The sequence below is a fragment of the Flagellimonas lutimaris genome, from assembly GCF_051494225.1.
In the GTDB taxonomy this organism is placed as follows: domain Bacteria; phylum Bacteroidota; class Bacteroidia; order Flavobacteriales; family Flavobacteriaceae; genus Flagellimonas; species Flagellimonas lutimaris_A.
In genome coordinates, this window is the sequence record NZ_JBNPYE010000001.1 from 763,554 (window position 1) to 784,798 (window position 21,245).

The following is a 21,245-nucleotide window of genomic DNA, read 5'->3' on the forward strand; positions in this document are numbered from 1 at the left end:
AGTTTTTTTAACATATAAAGTAGGTAGACCTTGGTTACTTTTGCGGTAGTATGATGACTTCTTTTCATAAAAGCATACTTATTTTAAGTTCCCTATTGATGACCACTGCTATCCTAGCTCCTTCGGTCATAAAATTGGGGCATGCGTTATATGGGCATAGTCAAGAAGAGAAATGTATAGCATACGGTACAAATCATATTCACGACGGTAATCTAGATTGTGATTTTCATGATTTTACCCTCGCCAACAAAGTACTTTTTAATTCTTCTTTTACTTACGTTCCGGTTGAAATACCTGAGATAAGGTATACAACCAACATCTACACATTTATTTATAAACCCAAAGAAGTTTCTTTCCGAGCTTTACGGGGTCCCCCATCTGTTTCATAGTTAGATTGATTTAAGATTTTTTAAACCATTTATTTTTTACAATGAAACAATATTATATTTCAATGCTTTTGGCATTGGTTCCCTTACTTACATTTTCCCAAAATACATTAACTGGTAAAATAACGGACTCCGAAAGTGGAGAACCTTTAGAGCAAGTATCGGTTTATATTCCCCAACTTGAAAATGGAACAGTAACAGATCAAGACGGAAATTACTCCCTAAATAACCTGCCGGAAGGAAGTTATAAACTGGTAATCTCTTATATAGGGTTTGAAACATATTCCACTTCTTATGAAATCAATGCTGGAAGTAACCAATTTGATTATAAAATGGTGCCTTCTGTAATTGAAATGGATGAAATCGTTCTTTCCACCCCGTTTCACAAATTACAACGTGAAAATGTTATGAAAGTGGAACAAAAATCCATGGAAGAACTAAAACAACAAGGAGGTATTACACTTTCTGAAGGAATTACAAATATTCCAGGTGTTTCTTCTGTCTCAACAGGTGTCGGGATTGGAAAACCTGTTATCCGTGGTTTGAGCTTTAACCGTGTTTTGGTTTATACGCAAGGTGTGCGTTTGGAAAACCAACAATATGGTGGCGAACATGGACTTGGTATCAACGACGCGGGAATTTCTAGCGTAGAGGTTATAAAAGGCCCAGCATCTTTATTGTATGGTTCAGATGCATTGGGCGGTGTATTGTACTTGAATCCTGAAAAATTTGAATCAGCTGGTGAAACTTCCGGTGATGTGAACATGAGATATTTCACCAATACCCTAGGTTATAATGCCAATGCCGGCTTTAAGACCTCTGGAGATAAATTAAAATTTTTGGTGCGTGGTGCCTACGCCTCCAATGCAGATTATGAAACTGGAGACGGAACAAGCGTTACAAACACTAGGTTCAACGAGGCCGATTTAAAAACAGGGTTAGCTTACCAAGCTTCTACATTTAAAACGGAGCTTCGGTACAACTACAATACTTCAGAGCTTGGTATACCTGAAGAGATTGGGGTGCAGAACAACGATCGTGACCCTTTGGAACCCTACCAAGAACTTTCTACCCATATTTTGAGTTCTAAAAACAACATCTTTTTTAAAAAATCCAGTTTGGAGGCCACCTTTGGTTACACCGTAAACAATAGGAAAGAGTTTGAAGAGCATCACCACGAGGAACATGAAGGCGAAGAGCATATGGAAGAGGAAGGGGAAGAAGGAGCAGCATTGGACATGCGATTAAGTACCTTCAATTATAACCTTCAATTTAACCCGCAATGGGGGAAAATGACCACCATATTTGGAATACAGGGTATGCATCAAAAAAATGAAAACTTTGGTGAAGAAGTATTGGTTCCCGATGCCATTACCAATGATTTTGGAGTTTTGGCCACTTCGCATATCCATTTTGACAAGAGTGATCTTCAAATTGGTTTGCGTTATGACCTAAGGTCCATCAATGGCGAAGAAAGTGGTATTGAAGGAGATGAAGAATATATTCCTGCTTTGAGTAAAGATTTTAACAGTTTTAATGCTGCTGTAGGGTATCGCATGGACCTTACACAGAGCATTATAGGACGTTTAAATTTTGCTACAGGCTTCAGGGCTCCCAACTTATCTGAATTATCGTCCAATGGATTGCACAGTGGTGCCAACCGAGTTGAAATTGGAAATCCTGATTTGGATAGTGAACAAAACTTCCAGATAGATTTGGCTTTGGAGTATGGAAACAAACATATTGAAGCTTATGTCAATACTTTCTATAATATTGTAAATGACTATATCTATTTGGAACCGACCGGAGAATTTAGGGAATTGGACCCAATTTATGACTTCCAACAACAAAATGCGATTTTGTACGGTGGTGAATTTGGATTCCACTTACACCCCCATCCCATAGATTGGCTTCATCTGGAGAGCAGCTACGACATTGTTTTTGGTGAGTTGGAGGATAATTCCAACCTACCGTTGATTCCAGCTAACCGTTGGACAAACACTTTTCGTGTAGAGTGGAACAAAAAAAATCAAGATTATAAATGCTATGCCTTCGTAACACTTCAAACTTATTTTGACCAAAATAAAGTTGGCGATTTTGAAACGAAGACCTCAAGATATAACTTATTTAATGTAGGTGTTGGTGGTGATATGAAAATCTTTAATCAGAAAGTGGGTTACTCTATTACCGGAAATAACCTTTTTGACAAGAATTATATCTCACACTTATCTCGATTAAAAGCGGATGGCATAGCCAACATAGGAAGAAATATTTCTTTCAATTTGAATGTTCCGTTGTAAAAAACAGTAGTGGATATTAATCTGAAATTCGTCAATTCGAGTGATTTTTGAGTAAAGCGAAGAAATTTTATCGAGAATTAGAATTTCAACTTCAAAGAACTTGTTCTCGACCTACCTGCCGGTAGGCAGCTACTTTTGAAAAAATCGAATGGACGTTCTTTCTACGTTAATCAGAATAAAATCAAGGTCAATCTATTGCAGGTTGACCTTTTTTCTTGCGTAATAGATAGATGTAAATCCAGGTAAGGGTAAACGTAGGAATTACATCCAGACCAGGGACCAATTCCTCTGTAAAAGTAATGAGACCGGCAGCCTGCCCTACCCTGCCCTTATATAATCGTGTCATAAGCCATCCTGCCAAAGGGGCCCAGATTACATCGGAAAATTCTCCTATTCCTGGAATAGCAAAGGATAACATCCCAATGGCATCAAATAGTAATCCCAAAAAAAGGTTACGATATTTATTGTCTTTTTCTTCTGCCATGAAGGAAAAATAGCAATTCCCGCTTAATTGGAAAAGTTGTTTAAGACAAATCGGCGCTAATTAGCTTTAAAAACTCGTTTCTGGTCTCGATTTTCTCAAACTGACCTCTAAAGCCTGAGGTTGTTGTAACTGAATTTTGTTTTTGAACACCGCGCATCATCATGCACATGTGGGCAGCTTCTATCACAACGGCTACTCCTTTCGGTTTTAGTGTGTTGTTGATACATTCCAAAATATTATGAGTCAGCCGTTCTTGTACCTGCAATCTGCGGGCAAATACGTCCACCACACGTGGAATTTTGCTCAAACCAACAATATGCCCGTTTGGAATATAAGCCACATGCGCTTTTCCGAAAAAGGGAAGCATATGATGCTCACATAGCGAGTAAAGTTCAATATCCTTGATAATGACCATATCGTCGTAACTTTCCTCGAACATGGCCCCTTTTAGAATTTCCTCCGCATCTTGCTTATAACCCTGCGTAAGAAAAAGCATAGCTTTGGCTGCCCGCTCTGGGGTTTTGACCAATCCATCACGGGTAACATCTTCCCCTATATCATCCACAATTTTAGTGAAATGGGTTTTTACCTCATTGGTAATTTCAATATTGTACTCTTCGAGGTTTCTATATGGTGCCATTTTTTAGCTTTTTTGAAAAATGTTTGTTCAATTTTTTGATCTTGGGATCAATAATGAATTGGCAATACGGTTGTTGCCTATGTTCGTTATAGTAATCGTGGTGTTCTTCTTCTGCCAAATAAAAGGGTTTTTCTTGAGATATGGCAGTTACAATGGAAGAATCGAATACTTTTTCTTGCTCCAAAAGTTGGATAATATCCTCCGCCAATTTCTTTTGTTCTGGTGTGGTATAAAATATCTCACTACGATATTGGGTGCCAACATCATTTCCTTGTCGATTCAAGGTTGTAGGGTCGTGCGTAGCAAAAAACACTTCCAATAATTCTGCATAAGATACTTGTGAGGCATCAAAAGTTATTTTAATTGCCTCCGCATGGCCCGTACGTCCGGTACATATTTCTCGGTATGCCGGATTTTTAATATTTCCACCTGTATAGCCCGAAACTACTTCCTCTACACCATTAAGTCTTTGAAATACAGCTTCTGTACACCAAAAGCAACCTCCGGCGAAAATTGCCGTTTCCAATTTTAAATTATTTTGTTTATTCATTTTGATGCAAAATTAAACAATATTTGATTGAGAAAATTATTTAAAACAACTATTTATATGATTGCTTGGTCGAAATTGCAGCATCAAACTTATTTATATCTTTTCTTGATATTTTTCGTTTTGCTCAAAATGACACATGGATACTTAGTGAAAATTTGTGGAATTCGTGTCAAAACCCCCATCTTTGCGATACAACTGTAATGATTATCTTCGACCAGCGAAGTTGTACTTATGATAAAGGCCACAAATATTCAAAAAAGTTACGGAGACCTCAAGGTTTTACAAGGAGTTGATTTAGAAATAGAAAAAGGTGAAGTTGTTTCCATTGTTGGTGCCTCAGGTGCAGGAAAAACCACTTTGTTGCAAATTTTAGGAACCTTGGACACCCCAACCAATAAGGGCGAAAGCACACTTTTAATAAACAATACCGACGTAAACCAGCTCAACGATAAGAATTTGGCGAAGTTCCGAAACGAGCATATCGGTTTTATATTCCAGTTTCACCAGTTGTTGCCCGAATTTACGGCTTTGGAGAACGTTTGCATACCTGCTTTTATCAAAAAAACACCACGAGCCGATGCAGAAAAGCGTGCCAAGGAATTGTTGGACTTTTTAGGGTTGAAAGACCGTTACGATCATAAACCCAATGCCCTTTCTGGAGGTGAACAGCAACGTGTTGCCGTAGCCCGTTCCTTGATGAACAACCCATCCGTGGTTTTAGCGGATGAGCCCAGCGGAAACTTGGATTCCGAAAGTGCGGACAATCTGCACAAACTGTTCTTTCAACTGCGCGACGAATTTGGACAGACCTTTGTTTTGGTGACACACAACCTTGAGTTGGCCGATATGGCTGACCGTAAGCTGACTATGGTGGATGGTTTAATTGTTTCCAAAGACTGATATGACCAAAACAGAACTCAAAGAGTTTTTGGATGCCAAGGTGTTGGAGTACAATCACCCCAAGTTTTTGGAGAGTGACCCCATACAGATTCCACATCAATTTACCCGGAAAGAAGATATCGAAATCAGCGCATTTTTATCGGCAACCATTGCTTGGGGGAATCGCAAGAGTATCGTTAACAATGCCACCAAGTTGATGAACCTGATGGACAATGTACCCTACAACTTTGTAATGAACCATACCGAAGATGATTTGGAAAAGCTCTCGTCTTTTGTGCACCGTACCTTTAATGGGATTGATCTTGGTTACTTTTTAACCAGTCTGCAAAATATCTATAAAAATCATGGTGGTTTAGAGGCTGTTTTTAGTAAACACCAAAGCAAAGATTCCATGCAGCCTGCCATTTCCAAATTCAAGGAAGTATTTTTTGAACTACCGCATCAAACCCGTACCCAAAAACATGTTTCCGACCCTAACAAAGGTTCTGCTGCCAAGCGGATCAATATGTTTTTACGTTGGATGGTCCGCGACAACAACACAGGAGTGGATTTTGGACTTTGGAAAAACATTGAACCCGCGAAGCTCTCCTGCCCTTTGGATGTGCACTCGGGTAATGTGGCACGGAAACTAAAATTGATTAAACGCAAACAGAACGATGCAAAAGCATTAAAGGAGCTGGATAAAAATCTCCGAAAACTGGACGCAGCCGACCCCGTGAAATATGATTTTGCGCTATTTGGTTTGGGAGTTTTTGAAAAGTTTTAAGTAACTCTTTTTTACCTTTTTCAAAGAAGTGTAAAAATCTAGTATCTTGTAAGTCTTGTAGATATCTGATTAAGAATCATATACCAATTTCACTTTAAACCAAAACCATGAGTAATCGACCAACAACAGGCGTAACTAAAATAGTTATGCTTTTTATTCTTAGCGTATTTTTTAATTTCCTTGCGCAAGGACAAGGATTCGAAGGTTATTACCAATCGTCTGCCCTTTATAACAACACCATTATTTTTGCTGCAGAAGGTGATCTTTGGACAGTTCCGTTATCCGGTGGCTTAGCACGTAGGCTTACCACCCACGCCGAAGAAGAAAGATTCCCAACCATATCTCCAGACGGAAAAACAATTGCTTTTTCTGCGAGTTATGAAGGCCCAACAGAAATTTATACCATGCCTATAGCAGGAGGCTTGCCTACAAGGTGGACCTATGAAGGTGACGCTTCTATCGCAACCACTTGGACGCCCGATGGTAAATTGGTTTATGCAACAAGAGCGTACTCAAAGGTTCCTGATAATCAAATTGTAACCATAGATTTAGAATCTAAAGAAAAGTATAGAATCCCACTTTCACAAGCTAGTGAAGCTACTTTTGACCAATTAGGTAATACAATTTATTTTGTTAGGCCTGCATTCCATAGAAATGTAACCAAAAGATATAAAGGAGGAACGGCAAGGCAAATTTGGAAGTTTACCCAAGGAGCACAAGAAGCCCTTAAATTGACATCCGATTATCTCGGTGAAAGTCATCATCCTAACTGGTTTTCGGGAAGAATTTACTTTATTTCCGATAGAGATGGCATCATGAATATTTGGTCCATGGACGAAAATGGAAGAGGCCTTCAGCAACATACCGATCATAAAGATTTTGATGTGCGCTCCATGAGTATTTCAAACGGACAAATAGTTTATCAAATCGGCGCTGATCTATGGCTTTATAATATTGATTCAAAGCAAAATCATAAAATCGATATTACTTTGGCTTCTGATCTAGATCAGTTAAGGGAAAAGTGGGATGACAACCCTGCTAAATATATTACCTCTGTTCATCCAGACCCCAAAGGCAACAGCATTGCTATTACCGCTAGAGGCAGAATTTTTGTAGCTCCTGTTAAATCTGGTCGATTTATCTCTTTTACAGAAAAGAAAGAAGTTAGATTCCGGGATGCGGTATTTTCTTCCGATGGCTCAAAAATTTATTCTTTATCGGATGAAACTGGTGAATTTGAATTTGTGAGTATTCCAGCAGATGGAATAGGCAAAGAAAGTATCATCACAAAAGATGGTGAAATACTACGTTACAAAGGTGTGCCCTCTCCCGATGGAAAGTGGATCGCCTATGATGACCTTGCAAATAATATGTACGTACTCAATATATCAAATGGAGCTAGTAAAAAGATTTCCACCAACCAAGAAGGTATTGGTGATTTTTCTTGGTCTCCAGATAGTAAATGGTTGTCATTTGTTCAGTATGCCTCAAATACCATGGCACAAATCAAAGTGTACAATGTAGATAATGAAGATTCCTTTGACCTTACGACAGATAGGGCCAATAGTTTAAATCCAAGATGGAGTCCAGATGGCAAATTTATTTATTTCCTATCTGACAGAAACTTCACCTCATTGGTAAGAAGTCCATGGGGTACCAGGCAGCCAGAGCCTTATTTTGATGCAAGTGAGAAAGTGTACCATGTTGCACTAAAAAATGGAACTCGTTCCCCTTTTCGAGAAGAAGATGAACTTGCTAAATTGAATACTAAAAAAGAGGATTCATCCAAGTCCGATAAGGGAAACAAAAATGAAGATGCAGATGGGAAGGTTGCAGTTGTTATTGACCAGGAAGGTATTCAACAGCGAATTATAGAAGTCCCCGTAAAACCTGGAAACTACTCTGGATTAGAAGTGAATAAAAATGCACTCTATTTAATTTCCAATGAAACGGGGGTCGATGCCAAGAGAAATTTGTCGGTTGTAAAAATTGGCAACGAAGACGTAAAAATCAAAACTATGATTGGTGATGTTAATGGGTTTGAACTTACTGGAGATGGAGAAAAAATTTTAGTTAGAAAAGGGCAAGGTTATTATATGATTGATGCTGGAACCAATGAGGTGAGTGATTTATCCAAAAATAAAATCGATTTGAGCGGCTGGAAATTTCCTATAACACCTAGAGAGGATTGGAAGCAAATTTTTACCGATGCTTGGCGTATGGAACGAGATTACTTTTATGATAAAAATATGCATGGTGTAGATTGGAATGCAATGCATGCCAAATATTTACCACTTGTGGATCGCATAACCACCCGAAATGAGCTTTCCGATCTAATTGGAAGATTTGTCGGCGAACTATCAGCACTTCATACCAGTGTAAGAGGTGGTGATTTAAGGCAAGATGAAAATAACATTTCTGCCGCGAGTCTAGGTGCCGTATATAGCAGAGATGAAAAGAACAAAGGTTTTAGAATAGATTACATATATAAGGCCGATCCAGATTATCCCGATGAGAAATCCCCACTGGACGACCCCTATCTAGATGTGCAGAATGGTGATATTATCACCAAAGTGAATGGTGTTGATGCATTATCAGCCTTGGATATTGGTGAATTACTAAGAAATCAAGCAGGTAAACAGGTAAGGTTAACGCTGTTACGGGGCAAGGTGTCTAAAGATGTTATCGTAAAACCCATACGAAATGAATATAATCTACGCTATCGCGATTGGGAGTATGGCAAGCGCCTTGAAGTGGAAAATAAGGGAAATGACCAAATTGGTTATCTTCATTTAAGGGCTATGACAGCCAATGATATCAATCAATTTTATCGAGAATTCTATCCAGTATTCAATAAAAAAGGATTGATTATAGATGTACGATACAACTTTGGAGGTAATATTGATAGTTTCATTTTAGAGAAATTATTGAGAAAAGCTTGGATGTATTGGAAAGGACGTTCCGGTGAACCTTATTGGAACATGCCCTATGCATTTAGAGGTCATATTGTAGTTCTTGTAAACGAAAACACGTACTCCGATGGAGAGGCTTTTGCTGATGGTTTTAAAAAATTAGGATTGGGCACAACTATTGGAACAAGAACCTGGGGTGGTGAGATATGGCTCAATAGCAGTAATAGATTAAGTGATAACGGGTATGCAAGAGCTCCTATGATGGGTGTGTACAGTGAAGATGGCGAATGGTTGATTGAGGGATATGGTTTTGTTCCGGACGTTGAAGTGGATAATCTCCCACATGCCACATTTAACGGCAAAGATGCACAACTTGACAGAGCTATAGAACATTTGCAGAAATTGATCAAAGAAGATCCACGCGATGTTCCTGCTGTACCAGCTTATCCAGACAAGTCTTTTGAAAACAATAAAAAGTAGGAGCTAAAAATTTGGCTTCGGAGTTTTTAAAAAGTTTTAGTCCATATATTCTGCTTTTTACATTTGAAATGTATGGAAATCCGCAATCTTGTTAAAACAATTAATTGGTGTATTGCTAATGAAAATTTATCTAAAACTATTTTGCTTGCTTACCTTAATTGGTTGCAGGATGGATGTCCATAAGAAAGAAACAGAAGAAATCTCCAACCAAGAAGAAGTTACTCACATAACCATATCTCGGGATGATTACTACAACAAATTATATGGTTTTTGGTTGGGACAATGCATTGCCAATTGGACTGGATTGGTGACGGAAATGGATAAAATTGGAAATATCGGGAAAATTAAAACCGGAGACTTCTATACCCACGAAGATTGGGGTAGGCCCGATCAGCCCAGCATTTGGGGAGAAGGAGTGCCGAGTGATCTTTCCCCCGCCATTAATTTTGTATTTAGAGATTCCACGGAGATTTGGGGTTCGGATGATGATACGGATATCGAATATATGTACCAGCATCTTCTTTTTACCAACAAAACCAATATCCTATCGCCAAAGCAAATACGTGATGGATGGTTAAAACACATCAAATCTGAAGAAGAAAACTTCTTATGGGTATCCAACCAAAAAGCATTTGATTTGATGAAGGAGGGAGTTTTGCCTCCAGGGACAGGAAACCCCAAAAACAATGAGCATTTTGAAATGATCGATGCGCAATTAACAACCGAAATATTTGGCTTGTTAGCTCCTGCCAGACCGGACATAGCTCTAAAAATGGCCAGTTTGCCCATTAAAACAACAGCTAGGGAAGAGTCTGAAGATATATCAAAGTTTTATGTTGCTATGCACTCCTTAGCTTCTTTGGTTGATAAGGAGAAAACTATGGACGAGCAAATCAATTGGATGGCCAACCAAGCAAGAGAAGTGCTTCCGAACGATTCCTACCCAGCTAAGATGTTTGATTATACCAAAAAATTATACAATTCCGGTATTCCTTGGGAGCAAACACGAGATTCCATTTATGTAAGATATCAGGTGAACCAAGAGGATGGTTACGATATAACTTCCAAAGATTTGTATTGCAATGGTTGTTTTGCGGCAGGCATTAATTATGCTGCAAGTTTGGTAAGCCTGTTTTATGGTAAAGGAGACATCAAACAAACCATAAAAATTGGAGCTTTAACAGGCTGGGATTCTGATAATCCAACTGCGACTTGGGGTGGTTTGTTGGGTTTTATGATAGGGAAAAATGGCGTGGAAGAAGCTTTTGGAAGGAAATTTTCCAACAGATACAACATTCACAGAACCAGACAGAATTTCCCTAAAAACGGTATGGACACTTTTGAAAATATGGCAGAAAAAGGGCTAACTATTATTGATCGTGTTGTTACCGAAGAAATGGGAGGAACGGTTGATTTAAATAAAAATATCTGGAGGATTCCACTAAAACCTTGAATTAAGGAATACCATCCTCCAAACCCAAAATCAGGTTTAAAATCCAAGGCAACAATTTATCTAAGGTTTTCAATAAATTTGCTTTATCATAATTATTAAACAGACACCGTATTTTCACTCATCCACACATAAATAATTGATTTACATATAAGTTTTTTCAATTAAATCGTAAAATAGTTTAACTTGACCAACACTGGAATTTTATCCGAAGACAATGCCTTTTTGGTGAATTTAAAAAACCACTAACCTGAACCAACCAATGAAAAATTATCTGATTCTCTCCCTCCTTTTTATGACTATTACTTTGGGGTATGGTCAAACTGATAAACGCCTAAGAAATATTGAAAAGGAATTCGAAGAAATTCTTGAAGTAACAAAAGCTCCAGGATTTGCCGTTGCAATTGTAGAAGGAAACAAAACCATCTATGCCAAGGGATTTGGTTATAGTGACCTGGAAAACAAAATTGCTATGGATGAAAATACATTACTGGCCATAGGATCATGTTCCAAAGCATTTACCAGTTCTATTTTAGGGCAATTAAGAAATGATGGCGAGTTATCCTTTACCGATAGCCCAATTGATTATGTTCCTCAGTTGAGATTCTACAACGACGAATTGAACAATGGTATTAACATACGCGACTTAATGAGCCATCAAACGGGAATACCTCGGCACGATGGGTCTTGGTATTTGTTTCCAAGCTATAATCGAGACAGTTTGCTGCAACGTATCGAATATCATGAACCATTCACAGGTTTAAGGCAAAAGTGGCACTACAACAACTTTATGTTTTTGATTCAAGGTGTAATTGCAGAGAAGATTACCGGAAAATCTTGGGAAGAAAATATAAAAGAACGATTTTTTGCGCCGTTACAAATGCAACGCTCCAATGCTTCCATTGATGAACTTGAAAAAAGTACCAATGTCGCATTTGGATACGAATTGCACAAGGATAGCATTGTTAGAAAAATGGATTACTATCGAATAGCGGGAATGGCACCGGCAGGCAGCATCAATAGCAGTGTATCGGAAATGGCCAATTGGCTAAAGGTTTGGATCAACAATGGTAAATTCAAGGATTCTACCATTTTACCGGAAAATTATGTAAAAGAAGCCATTAGCTCACAAGCGGTTATTGCTCCTAGTTTTCCTACTAAAGAAAATCCGGATATGTTTTTGGCCAATTACGGCTATGGCTGGATGGTAACTTCGTATCGAGGTCATTATCGAGTGGAACATGGAGGCAATATCGATGGGTTTTCAGCGAGCACAGCCTTTTTCCCAAGCGATAGTCTAGGTATTGTTGTCTTGAGCAATCAAAATGGTTCCTCTGTGCCAAGTTTGATTAGAAATACGATAGCTGACCGGATGTTGAGTGTAAATAAAACAGATTGGGCCGATTACTTTGTAGATCAAAAAGAAAAGCAAAAAGAAGCCAAAGCTGGAGGAGAGAAAGCATCGGATTCTACAGTGATAAAAAACACTGCACCTTCCCACGATTTAAGTGCCTACACGGGAAACTATAACAATGAAGGCTACGGACGTTTTGATATTTCTTTAAAGGCCGATTCGCTATTTGCGAATTTCAAACGCATCAAATTTTACTTAAAACATGTTCATTATGATGTTTTTGAGCCCCAAGAGGTTACTCCATACGGTATTGAGGAATTTGATGAGCTACCTTTAAAACTCAATTTCAATACCAATGATGATGGGGAAATAGCATCAGTAAAAATAAAACTTGAAGCATCGCTCAAGGACCCCATTGTTTTTACGCATGAACCCAAGGTAATAGATGTTGATGTGTCGGATTTACAAAAATATGAAGGTGAATATGAGCTTTCGGGGATTGTGATAAAAGTGTATATCAAAGGCGAAGGCTTATATATGTTAGTGCCTGGACAGCCAGAATATAACCTATTGGCTTCTGAAGCAGATGCATTTATCATAAAAGGATTGGATGGTTACAAAACCAGATTCAGAGCACCCAAGAATGATTCAATGACAGAACTTGTCTTGATCCAACCAAATGGAACCTTTGTGGCCAAAAGAAAATAATCATCCTCCAAACCCAAAACCAGGTTCAAAATCCAAGGCAATGGTCTTACCACCGTTCGCAATGGATTTGTAGATAGCTTCCACAATCATCATATCGCGTTTGCCCATTTCACCAGGGGCTTTGTTGGGTTCTCCGAACAACACATGTCTCGCAAAATCGTCCATTTGTAGCTTTTGCTGGCTCTCGTGTGGAAATTCAATGGTATCCCCTCTTGAAGTTTCACCACTTAATGGACCATAATTGTTGGCAGGTTGCAATTGAAACCATCCCGAAGACCCCGAAACATACATTGCATTCGCATTAAAATTGTGTGAGGTGGAAATATTCCCTACTGCCCCACTCGGGAATTCGAATTGAGCAGTAATGGTTTCGTCGGTATCCTTAAAATACTCTGGTCGAGTGCTAAATTCCTGTGCAGTGACCGAAATTGGGTTTTCGCCCGTACCATAAATGGTACTTTGTACGGCGTACACGCCCATATTCATCAAGGCACCACCACCAGATAGCTTCTTGTTCAATCGCCATTGGTCCGGGTTGCCCGCAGAGCGATAAGCAGCATCGGCAGATACGAATAAGATATCGCCAAATGTTTTTTCCTTCACATATTCCTTAACCTGCTGCGTGTAGGGTTCGGAATGTAAGCGATAGCCCATACCGAGTTTTACCCCAGCTTTATTGCACGCATTAATAATGGCATCGCACTCGGCCACACTAATGCCCATGGGTTTTTCACAGATTACATGCTTGCCCGCTTTGGCCGCTCGAACACAAAACTCGGCATGCATACTGTTGGGGAGCACTACGTATACCACATCAATGTCCTGGTTGTTGGTGACATCATCAAAATTTTGATAGTTGTAGATATTCTTCTCAGGAATCCCATATTTATCCGACCAGATTTTCTCTTTTTCAGGTGTTCCCGTCACAATTCCAGCCAAATAACAATGTTGGGTATCTTGCAAAGCAGGAGCCAACTGGTAGGTACTATAACTGCCCAGTCCCACTAAGGCAATGCCCAATTTCTTTTTGTCCTGATTGGCACCCATGGCACAGGCAAATGGCAATGACGATAACAATGTGGCTCCTCCTATTCCTTTTGCGGTTAGATTATTAAAATTTCTTCGGGTAAGACTTTTCATGAGATATAGATTTAGTGAGTACATTTAAAAATAAGAATTATACCTCAATCCTGTTTCGATTATCGGATTTACAATTCTTTTAACAAGGTAAGAACTTTCAAATTCCCTATTTTTATGGATTAGACTAATTCAACCAAATAAAAATGAAAAAACTCTTACTGTTAGGCATTGCGCTATGCTCTTCATTGGCCTTTGCTCAAAAACGTAAATTACCTGTCGACACTACAATTACAACCCAACATGCGGTAACAATCAATGGTTCACGAATTGATTACACTGCAACCACCGGAACACAACCGGTTTGGGATGAATTGGGAGAACCAATTGCATCCTTGCACTACACGTATTACACTAAAAACGGTGTGAAAGACAGAGCATCCAGACCTTTATTGATTTCTTTTAACGGAGGTCCAGGTTCTGGTTCCGTTTGGATGCACTTGGCCTACACAGGTCCGAGAATCCTTAAAATTGATGATGAGGGTTATCCCGTACAACCTTACGGCGTTAAGGAAAATCCATATTCCGTGTTGGACGTAACCGATATTGTGTATGTAAACCCAGTAAATACGGGGTATTCCCGCACTATTCCTGAAACAGGAAAAGAAGTGGACCGTAAAAAATTCTTCGGAATCAATGCCGATACCAAATATTTGGCCGAATGGCTGAACACTTTCGTTTCCAGAAACAACCGATGGAACTCCCCAAAATATATTGTGGGTGAAAGCTATGGAGGTACCCGTGTTATGGGGCTTTCGTTAGCGCTTCAGAATCAGCAATGGATGTATTTGAACGGTGTAATTATGGTTTCCCCTGCCGATTACAAGGTCTTCCGCGACAATGACCCTGTTTCCAGTGCCTTGAACATGCCTTATTACGCAGCTGCAGCATGGCATCACAAAGCTTTGCCATCAGATTTGCAAAGCAAGGATCTATTGGAAGTTTTACCGGAAGTTGAAGAATTCACGATTAATGAATTGTTACCGGCCATTGCCAAAGGGGGCTTTATCCAAGATTCGGAACGTAAAGCTATTGCTGATAAAATGGCTCGTTATTCAGGATTAAAATCCAAAGACATTATTGATCACAACTTGGACGTACCTACCCAATTCTTTTGGAAAGCTTTGTTGCGAGATAAAGGAGGTTACACCATCGGACGGTTGGATAGCCGTTATTTGGGAATTGACAAAACATTGGCAGGTACCCGACCTGATTATTCACCTGAATTGACTTCTTGGTTGCACAGCTTTACCCCTGCCATCAACTATTACTTGCAGGAAGAGCTTGATTTTAAAACTGACATTAAATACAATATGTTTGGCCCTGTTCACCCTTGGGACGATAGTGATGATAGCGTTCGAGACGATTTGCGTCAAGCTATGGCTCAAAATCCATACCTGAATGTTTTGGTACAATCCGGTTATTATGATGGTGCTTGTACCTATTTTGCCGCCAAATATACGATGTCACAAGTAGATCCAAGCGGTAGAATGAAAGACCGTTTCGAGTTTAAAGGATACCGTTCTGGTCACATGATGTATTTGAGAAAAGAAGATTTAAAATCAGCCAACGAAGATATTAGAGCGTTTATTTTAAGAACCCAAGCCAACGGGAAAAGCGCGAAATATTAATTTATATAATATTTGAAGCTATTTAAGCGGTGTGACCAATAAGGGTACACCGCTTTTTTATTGTGGAATTATCAATATAATTTATTTTTTGTAACAAAAACACAACAAAACACACCTATATGATAAAATATATCAATTATGGGAGGTGGAGGATTTGCACAACATGCCAAAAATGTTATTGAAGGAAATAGGGCTCTTCTTAGGTCAAGAAGCAGACGTAAACGGACGAAAGAAGATGTCTATGGTAAAAAAAGTGTTACCAAATTGCACTTCAAGAAATCGACTTCACGGGATATAGCTCGCGTTCGAAAAAAGATGTTTATCCAAAAGGAGGAAGAAAAGAGACAGATGTTTTATGCGGTCATAGCTACCGGCCTACTTTTTTTTGTGCTGTACATACTATTTGTGCCACGATAATTTTCTATTTTTAACCAAACTGCACATAATGAAAAAACAAACCATACTCTGTCTTATGCTTTCGTTTTTAGGATTGACGATTACTTCCAAAATTAAAGCCCAAGATTGGCCCAATTTGGAAAAGTACAAAAACGCCAATGCTGAACTCCCCGCTCCCTTAGAAGGAGAAAATAGGGTAGTATTTATGGGCAATTCTATTACGGAAATGTGGATAGGAACCCATCCAGAGTTTTTTAAAGAACATCCTTATGTAAATCGTGGAATTGGAGGACAGACCACTCCACAGATGCTTCTACGCTTCCGTCAAGATGTGATTGACCTAAACCCAAAAGTAGTGGTGATTTTAGCTGGAACCAACGATATTGCCGGCAACACAGGTCCAATGACATTGGAACAAATTCACGATAATATTTTATCCATGGTAGAATTGGCAAAAGCAAACGGTATTAAACCGATTGTTTGTTCAGTACTCCCCGCCTACGATTACCCTTGGAGGCCAGGTTTGCAACCCAATATCAAAATTCCAAAGCTTAATAACATGCTCAAGAATATGACAGAAGCCCAAGGAATAATGTATTTGGATTATTTCTCTGAAATGGCCGATGACAGAAACGGTCTGCCATCCGAATTGACCACGGACGAGGTCCATGTAACCAATGCGGGCTATGAGATTATGGAGAAAATGGTGGTGGAGAGCATCAACATAGTACTAAAAAAGTAATAGATTCTTCTACCTATTATCCGAAAACTTAGTTGATACACTTACCAAATGGATTCACTTTATAATTGATTTAAGCTTTTCGTACATATATTTTATGATTTGACACATTGAATATGAGCCTAATAGGTAACTTTTGTATCTTAGTCTCATCAATCAAACGAAAGTGGAACTTATTGACAATAGGGAGACTACAATTGCAGTTTTGCCATTTCAAATTATTGGCAGAACGGAAAATATCAGTCCAATAATTAGAGGGTTTACAGATGACCTTATTGTAAATTTTTCAAAATTCATTGGCCTATCCGTTGTTTCCCAATACTCTAGTCTTGGTATAAAGGATATTTATGATTCCGAATCTATTTCTCGATTGGGTGCCGATTATCTGATTACGGGAAGTTTTAGATCTACAGAAAACGGTTTTAGAATCAGTGTACAATTAATTCGAACCAAGGACAACAAAGTTGTTTTTGCGGGAAACCACGATGAAACTTTGGAAACCCTTCTAAATACTCAGGACACTATAACGCAACAAATGGTTAGCGTGCTCCAAAAACAAATTCAGCACGACCTACTTTCCTACTCTTACAAAAAAGAATCCGTGGAACTTGTCGCCTATGAAAATTGGCTCATGGGAATGGAAGAAGTAAAAAAAGGAACTATTGAAAGTGATTTAAAAGCCCGAGAATATTTCGAATCTGCACTTAAAATCAATCCATCCTTTGCTAGGGCCTATACAGGTATTTCGCTAACCTATTTTAATGAATGGAGCTGTCAATTGTGGGACCGTTGGGAACTTAGCCAGAAAGGAGCACACGATTATGCTCTTAAAGCAATCGAACTGGATGAAAACGATTATGTCTCGCTGTCCGTTTTGGGGCGTACCTATCTTTATCTAGGCGATTACAAAAAATCCGAGCATCTACTTCGAAAATCACTACGGATGAACCCCAGTGATGCCGACAACCTTATTCTAGTCTCCAATTGTTTTGTATGGTTGGGATATCTGGAAGAAGCAGAACAATTATATCATAAGGCCAGAAATCTAAATCCCTTACAACCTGAAGCCTATTTGTTGTCGGGTTTACTTATTTATTTTGAAAAAGGACTCTATGCAAAAGCTTTGGAATTTGGGGAAAAAGTTTCCAATCTTGGCATTTGGACGGATTTCACTGCGTTCTTGGCTGCTACCTGCTATCATTTAGGTGAATACGATAGTATGCGTGATTACTGGAAAAAATATTTATCAATTTTCAAGGTAAACATTAACAAGGGAAAAGAACCCACGGACCAAGAAGCAATTGAATGGCAAAAGGTGGTGAATCCAAATAAAGGCAAAACTAACTTGCAACCATTTTGGGATTTTATATTAGGGAAGGAAAAAAGGGAAGTTAAGTCCTCTTCTTTAAGTACTGCCTCAACCTATAAAGGTGCTTTTATTGATCAAGGAGAGTTTTGGGAATTACAGTATAATAATCAAATTATTACAATTAAAGATTCCAAAGGTCTGCACGACATTGCCAAATTATTACAACAGCCCGAAGAAGAATTTTACTGCATCGACCTTATGGGAGCCATACTAATGGCCAGTGGCACCAAAATGATTGATGACAAAGCCAAATCGGAATACAAACAAAAAGTGCAGGCTTTGCAAATTGCAATTAGTGATGCTGAAGAAATGGGGCTGTATGAAAAAGCGGAACAGGACAAAGAAAAATTGGACGCGTTAATTGATCAATTATCACAAACCGTTGGAATAGCCAATAAAACAAGAAAGACCGGTTCGTCCATAGAAAAAGCAAGGGCTGCTGTTACCTGGCGTATTCGAAATACCATTAAAAAAATTGAAAAAATACACCCACAATTGGCCAAACACTTGTCCAACTCCATAAAAACTGGGAGCTATTGCAGCTACAAACCTGAAATTTCTCATGAATGGACATTTTAAATATTAGATAAACTTACATTCCAACTTACATTGTAAGGTAAAAACTTCTGCATAAAGGGTAAACAATCTAAAAAATACTATTCAAATGCTAGAGATTTTAAAAAATTTACCGAACCCATGGGATGTGCTAATAGATCCCATTTCCCTGATTATTTTGGGAATGTACGCCGCCTTAATGCTTTGGGAAGCGCTTTTTCCAGCAAGAGAGCTGCCAAAAATTAAAAACTGGAAACTCCAAGGGCTTACTTCCTTCGCCGTATTCTTTTATTTATCTACCTATTTTCCTTTAGTATGGGACACCTATTTGGTAGACTATCAAATTTTCAACCTTACCTCTCTCGGAACTTTGGGAGGTGCGTTCGTAGCCCTATTGATCTACGAATTTGGTCTATATATTTGGCATTATGCCATGCACAAGAATGATACACTCTGGAAAATTTTCCACCAAATGCATCATAGTGCGGAACGCATGGATAGCTACGGAGCGTTTTATTTTAGTCCAATGGATATGATTGGTTTCAGCTTATTGGGAAGCCTTTGTTTAGTTGTTGTAGCAGGATTTACGGCACAAGCAGCAACGCTTTTTATATTGATTACTACTTTTTTGGCAATTTTTCAGCATGCCAACATCAGCACGCCCACATGGATAGGATACATTGTACAACGTCCCGAAGCGCATACTGTGCACCACGCCAAAGGAATTCATGCGTACAATTATTCCGATATTTCTTTGTTCGATATAGTTTTTGGAACATTTAACAACCCAAAAAGGTACGAGCATGAAACTGGGTTTTATAACGGAGCATCCAAAAGAGTATGGGACATGTTAACTTTTAAGGATATCAATAAAAATCAATAAAATAAATACATGCCCTGTACTAGACCCAATTTGGAAATGCAACGTCCTCATCATCATTCGCAATACACTGATAAGGAATTTATACATGCTTTTGAAAGTAGAGGTTTTCCCCCGAACCTCTTTACCCACGAGGCCCATCTTCGTTTAGCATGGATTTATTTAACGCAATACGATGAACTATTGGCTATTGATAAAACGTGTCAAGGCATTCAAAACTTTGACCAGTTCCATGGCGATGGTACTAAATATCATGTCACTCTTACCGTAGCTTCCGTAAAAGCGGTGCATCATTTTAGGCGGAAATCGATTGCGACCACTTTTGAAGAATTTATAGTTGAATTTCCCAAACTGATTACCTCGTTCAAAGAATTGCTGTCCCTACATTATGGCAAAGATGTGATTACTGACCCAAAAGCAAAAACAACCTATTTGGAGCCCGATTTGCTTCCATTTACTTAAAATTACTTCTCATGAATTAGTTACCTTGCAGCATGCAAAACGGTAAGGTTAGCATCATAATCCCTTTTAAAAACACTGCACATTTTCTTCCCGAATGTTTGGATTCCATTGCAAATCAAACTTATGATCATTGGGAAGTCTTGGCCGTGAACGACCATTCTTCCGATGAAAGTTATGAGCTTCTTTCCTCCTATTCCCAAAAAGATGGGCGTATAAAAGTCTTTCAAAATAAGGGCTCAGGTATTATTCCTGCACTTCAAACCGGTTATACCAACAGCAATGGTGACTTTGTAACACGAATGGATTCAGACGATATCATGAAACCAAATCGATTAGAGGTCATGATAAATTCATTAAATGAAAACGGGAAGGGACATGTTGCTGTTGGACAGGTAAAATATTTTTCAAACCGGGGAATCAGCAATGGATACGAACGGTATGAGCAATGGTTGAACCGATTGACGTCCTACGGACATAATTTTGATGAAATTTACAAGGAATGTGTGATCCCTTCCCCTTGTTGGATGGTTCATCGTGAAGATTTTAAAGATTGTAAAGGTTTTGAACCCCAGCGCTATCCCGAAGATTATGATCTCACTTTCCGGTTTTATGAATACGGTTTTAAAATTATTCCTTGCAACCAAGTGCTGCACTTATGGCGTGATTACGATACACGTACATCGCGCACCCACGAACATTATGCTCAAAATTATTTTTTGGACATCAAGCTCCACTATTTTTTAAAGTTAAATCACGATATAAACCGACCATTAGTGATTTGGGGCGCTGGATTTAAGGGAAAGAAAATTGCAAAAGGGTTAAAAAAACAAGGATTGGATTTTATTTGGCTGTGCGATAATCCCAAAAAGATTGGGAAAAGCATTTATGGCAAAGAACTTGTCCATTTTGAAGCCTTGCAGAATCTGGGCAACCCACAAAGTATAATCACTGTGGCCAATGAAGATGCCCAAAAAGAAATCAGGGAATATTTTTTAGCGTTAGGACAATCGCCAATGCAGGATTACTTCTTTTTTTGCTAGGTTTTGACTATGCTTTCAGAAAGGAGAATCTTCGCTTTGCTCAGAAGGACAAATAATAATATTCAAGTCATTCGTGAAATTGGTGCCAAAAATAATTTTGCGTTGC

General features: G+C 38.8%; 17 protein-coding genes. 13 read left to right on the forward strand and 4 right to left on the reverse strand.

Annotated elements, in window-relative coordinates; translation table 11 throughout:
• The first annotated feature begins 430 nt into the window (after positions 1 to 430).
• Positions 431 to 2,686: a TonB-dependent receptor gene (locus ACQQ5U_RS03470; RefSeq protein WP_437395549.1), complete on the forward strand. Its 2,256-nt coding sequence runs from the start codon at positions 431 to 433 to the stop codon at positions 2,684 to 2,686.
• Between the two features lie 187 nt (positions 2,687 to 2,873).
• Here the strand turns inward: ACQQ5U_RS03470 and ACQQ5U_RS03475 are convergent, their stop codons facing one another.
• Genes ACQQ5U_RS03475 through msrA form a run of 3 tightly spaced genes read right to left on the reverse strand, consistent with a single transcriptional unit; the run spans position 2,874 to position 4,360 of the window.
• Positions 2,874 to 3,170: a hypothetical protein gene (locus tag ACQQ5U_RS03475; RefSeq protein ID WP_437395550.1), complete on the reverse strand. Its 297-nt coding sequence runs from the start codon at positions 3,168 to 3,170 to the stop codon at positions 2,874 to 2,876.
• A gap of 40 nt (positions 3,171 to 3,210) precedes the next feature.
• Positions 3,211 to 3,810: a GTP cyclohydrolase I FolE gene (gene folE / locus ACQQ5U_RS03480; RefSeq protein ID WP_437395551.1), complete on the reverse strand. Its 600-nt coding sequence runs from the start codon at positions 3,808 to 3,810 to the stop codon at positions 3,211 to 3,213.
• A complete protein-coding gene (gene msrA, locus ACQQ5U_RS03485; protein ID WP_437395552.1) occupies positions 3,797 to 4,360 on the reverse strand; it encodes a peptide-methionine (S)-S-oxide reductase MsrA in 564 nt (187 codons plus the stop codon). Before msrA ends, folE begins: the two co-directional genes overlap by 14 nt.
• A gap of 231 nt (positions 4,361 to 4,591) precedes the next feature.
• Here msrA and ACQQ5U_RS03490 point away from each other — a divergent pair, with 231 nt between their 5' ends.
• From ACQQ5U_RS03490 to ACQQ5U_RS03510, 5 genes are all read left to right on the forward strand, one after another.
• Positions 4,592 to 5,260, forward strand: coding sequence for an ABC transporter ATP-binding protein (locus ACQQ5U_RS03490; protein WP_437395553.1), 669 nt, complete (start codon positions 4,592 to 4,594; stop codon positions 5,258 to 5,260).
• Between the two features lies 1 nt (position 5,261).
• Entirely contained in the window at positions 5,262 to 6,026 is a 765-nt protein-coding gene (locus ACQQ5U_RS03495) for a TIGR02757 family protein (protein ID WP_437395554.1), read from the forward strand.
• Between the two features lie 107 nt (positions 6,027 to 6,133).
• Positions 6,134 to 9,418 carry a S41 family peptidase gene (locus ACQQ5U_RS03500; RefSeq protein ID WP_437395555.1) on the forward strand — a complete coding sequence of 1,095 codons (3,285 nt, stop codon included), beginning with the start codon at positions 6,134 to 6,136 and terminating at the stop codon, positions 9,416 to 9,418.
• Between the two features lie 169 nt (positions 9,419 to 9,587).
• The gene (locus tag ACQQ5U_RS03505; protein WP_437395556.1) at positions 9,588 to 10,871 is read left to right on the forward strand and encodes an ADP-ribosylglycohydrolase family protein; all 1,284 of its coding nucleotides are present in this window, start codon (positions 9,588 to 9,590) and stop codon (positions 10,869 to 10,871) included.
• Positions 10,872 to 11,130: 259 nt separating this feature from the next.
• Positions 11,131 to 12,930, forward strand: a complete 1,800-nt coding sequence (locus ACQQ5U_RS03510; RefSeq protein ID WP_437395557.1) for a serine hydrolase — start codon at positions 11,131 to 11,133, stop codon at positions 12,928 to 12,930.
• Here ACQQ5U_RS03510 and ACQQ5U_RS03515 read toward each other — a convergent pair whose 3' ends face one another.
• Entirely contained in the window at positions 12,931 to 14,070 is a 1,140-nt protein-coding gene (locus ACQQ5U_RS03515; RefSeq protein ID WP_437395558.1) for a Gfo/Idh/MocA family protein, read from the reverse strand. It lies immediately after the preceding gene.
• A 143-nt stretch (positions 14,071 to 14,213) separates the two neighbouring features.
• Here ACQQ5U_RS03515 and ACQQ5U_RS03520 point away from each other — a divergent pair, with 143 nt between their 5' ends.
• From ACQQ5U_RS03520 to ACQQ5U_RS03550, 7 genes are all read left to right on the forward strand, one after another.
• A complete protein-coding gene (locus ACQQ5U_RS03520) occupies positions 14,214 to 15,698 on the forward strand; it encodes a S10 family peptidase (protein ID WP_437395559.1) in 1,485 nt (494 codons plus the stop codon).
• A 138-nt stretch (positions 15,699 to 15,836) separates the two neighbouring features.
• Positions 15,837 to 16,115, forward strand: coding sequence for a hypothetical protein (locus tag ACQQ5U_RS03525; protein ID WP_437395560.1), 279 nt, complete (start codon positions 15,837 to 15,839; stop codon positions 16,113 to 16,115).
• 28 nt (positions 16,116 to 16,143) lie between these two features.
• A complete protein-coding gene (locus ACQQ5U_RS03530) occupies positions 16,144 to 16,836 on the forward strand; it encodes an SGNH/GDSL hydrolase family protein (RefSeq protein ID WP_437395561.1) in 693 nt (230 codons plus the stop codon).
• A gap of 163 nt (positions 16,837 to 16,999) precedes the next feature.
• Positions 17,000 to 18,781, forward strand: a complete 1,782-nt coding sequence (locus tag ACQQ5U_RS03535) for a tetratricopeptide repeat protein (RefSeq protein ID WP_437395562.1) — start codon at positions 17,000 to 17,002, stop codon at positions 18,779 to 18,781.
• Positions 18,782 to 18,866: 85 nt separating this feature from the next.
• Positions 18,867 to 19,640, forward strand: coding sequence for a sterol desaturase family protein (locus tag ACQQ5U_RS03540; RefSeq protein ID WP_437395563.1), 774 nt, complete (start codon positions 18,867 to 18,869; stop codon positions 19,638 to 19,640).
• 9 nt (positions 19,641 to 19,649) lie between these two features.
• Entirely contained in the window at positions 19,650 to 20,099 is a 450-nt protein-coding gene (locus ACQQ5U_RS03545; RefSeq protein WP_437395564.1) for a hypothetical protein, read from the forward strand.
• Positions 20,100 to 20,131: 32 nt separating this feature from the next.
• Positions 20,132 to 21,139: a glycosyltransferase gene (locus tag ACQQ5U_RS03550; protein WP_437395565.1), complete on the forward strand. Its 1,008-nt coding sequence runs from the start codon at positions 20,132 to 20,134 to the stop codon at positions 21,137 to 21,139.
• The last annotated feature ends 106 nt before the right edge of the window (positions 21,140 to 21,245 follow it).

Coding starts and splice junctions, on each gene's coding strand:
- ACQQ5U_RS03475 (WP_437395550.1), bottom strand. CDS start 3,170: ATGGCAGAAGAAAAAGACAATAAATATCGTAACCTTTTTTTGGGATTA.
- ACQQ5U_RS03550 (WP_437395565.1), top strand. CDS start 20,132: ATGCAAAACGGTAAGGTTAGCATCATAATCCCTTTTAAAAACACTGCA.
- ACQQ5U_RS03500 (WP_437395555.1), top strand. CDS start 6,134: ATGAGTAATCGACCAACAACAGGCGTAACTAAAATAGTTATGCTTTTT.
- ACQQ5U_RS03505 (WP_437395556.1), top strand. CDS start 9,588: ATGGATGTCCATAAGAAAGAAACAGAAGAAATCTCCAACCAAGAAGAA.
- ACQQ5U_RS03540 (WP_437395563.1), top strand. CDS start 18,867: ATGCTAGAGATTTTAAAAAATTTACCGAACCCATGGGATGTGCTAATA.
- msrA (WP_437395552.1), bottom strand. CDS start 4,360: ATGAATAAACAAAATAATTTAAAATTGGAAACGGCAATTTTCGCCGGA.
- folE (WP_437395551.1), bottom strand. CDS start 3,810: ATGGCACCATATAGAAACCTCGAAGAGTACAATATTGAAATTACCAAT.
- ACQQ5U_RS03510 (WP_437395557.1), top strand. CDS start 11,131: ATGAAAAATTATCTGATTCTCTCCCTCCTTTTTATGACTATTACTTTG.
- ACQQ5U_RS03515 (WP_437395558.1), bottom strand. CDS start 14,070: ATGAAAAGTCTTACCCGAAGAAATTTTAATAATCTAACCGCAAAAGGA.
- ACQQ5U_RS03545 (WP_437395564.1), top strand. CDS start 19,650: ATGCCCTGTACTAGACCCAATTTGGAAATGCAACGTCCTCATCATCAT.
- ACQQ5U_RS03495 (WP_437395554.1), top strand. CDS start 5,262: ATGACCAAAACAGAACTCAAAGAGTTTTTGGATGCCAAGGTGTTGGAG.
- ACQQ5U_RS03490 (WP_437395553.1), top strand. CDS start 4,592: ATGATAAAGGCCACAAATATTCAAAAAAGTTACGGAGACCTCAAGGTT.
- ACQQ5U_RS03470 (WP_437395549.1), top strand. CDS start 431: ATGAAACAATATTATATTTCAATGCTTTTGGCATTGGTTCCCTTACTT.
- ACQQ5U_RS03520 (WP_437395559.1), top strand. CDS start 14,214: ATGAAAAAACTCTTACTGTTAGGCATTGCGCTATGCTCTTCATTGGCC.
- ACQQ5U_RS03525 (WP_437395560.1), top strand. CDS start 15,837: ATGGGAGGTGGAGGATTTGCACAACATGCCAAAAATGTTATTGAAGGA.
- ACQQ5U_RS03530 (WP_437395561.1), top strand. CDS start 16,144: ATGAAAAAACAAACCATACTCTGTCTTATGCTTTCGTTTTTAGGATTG.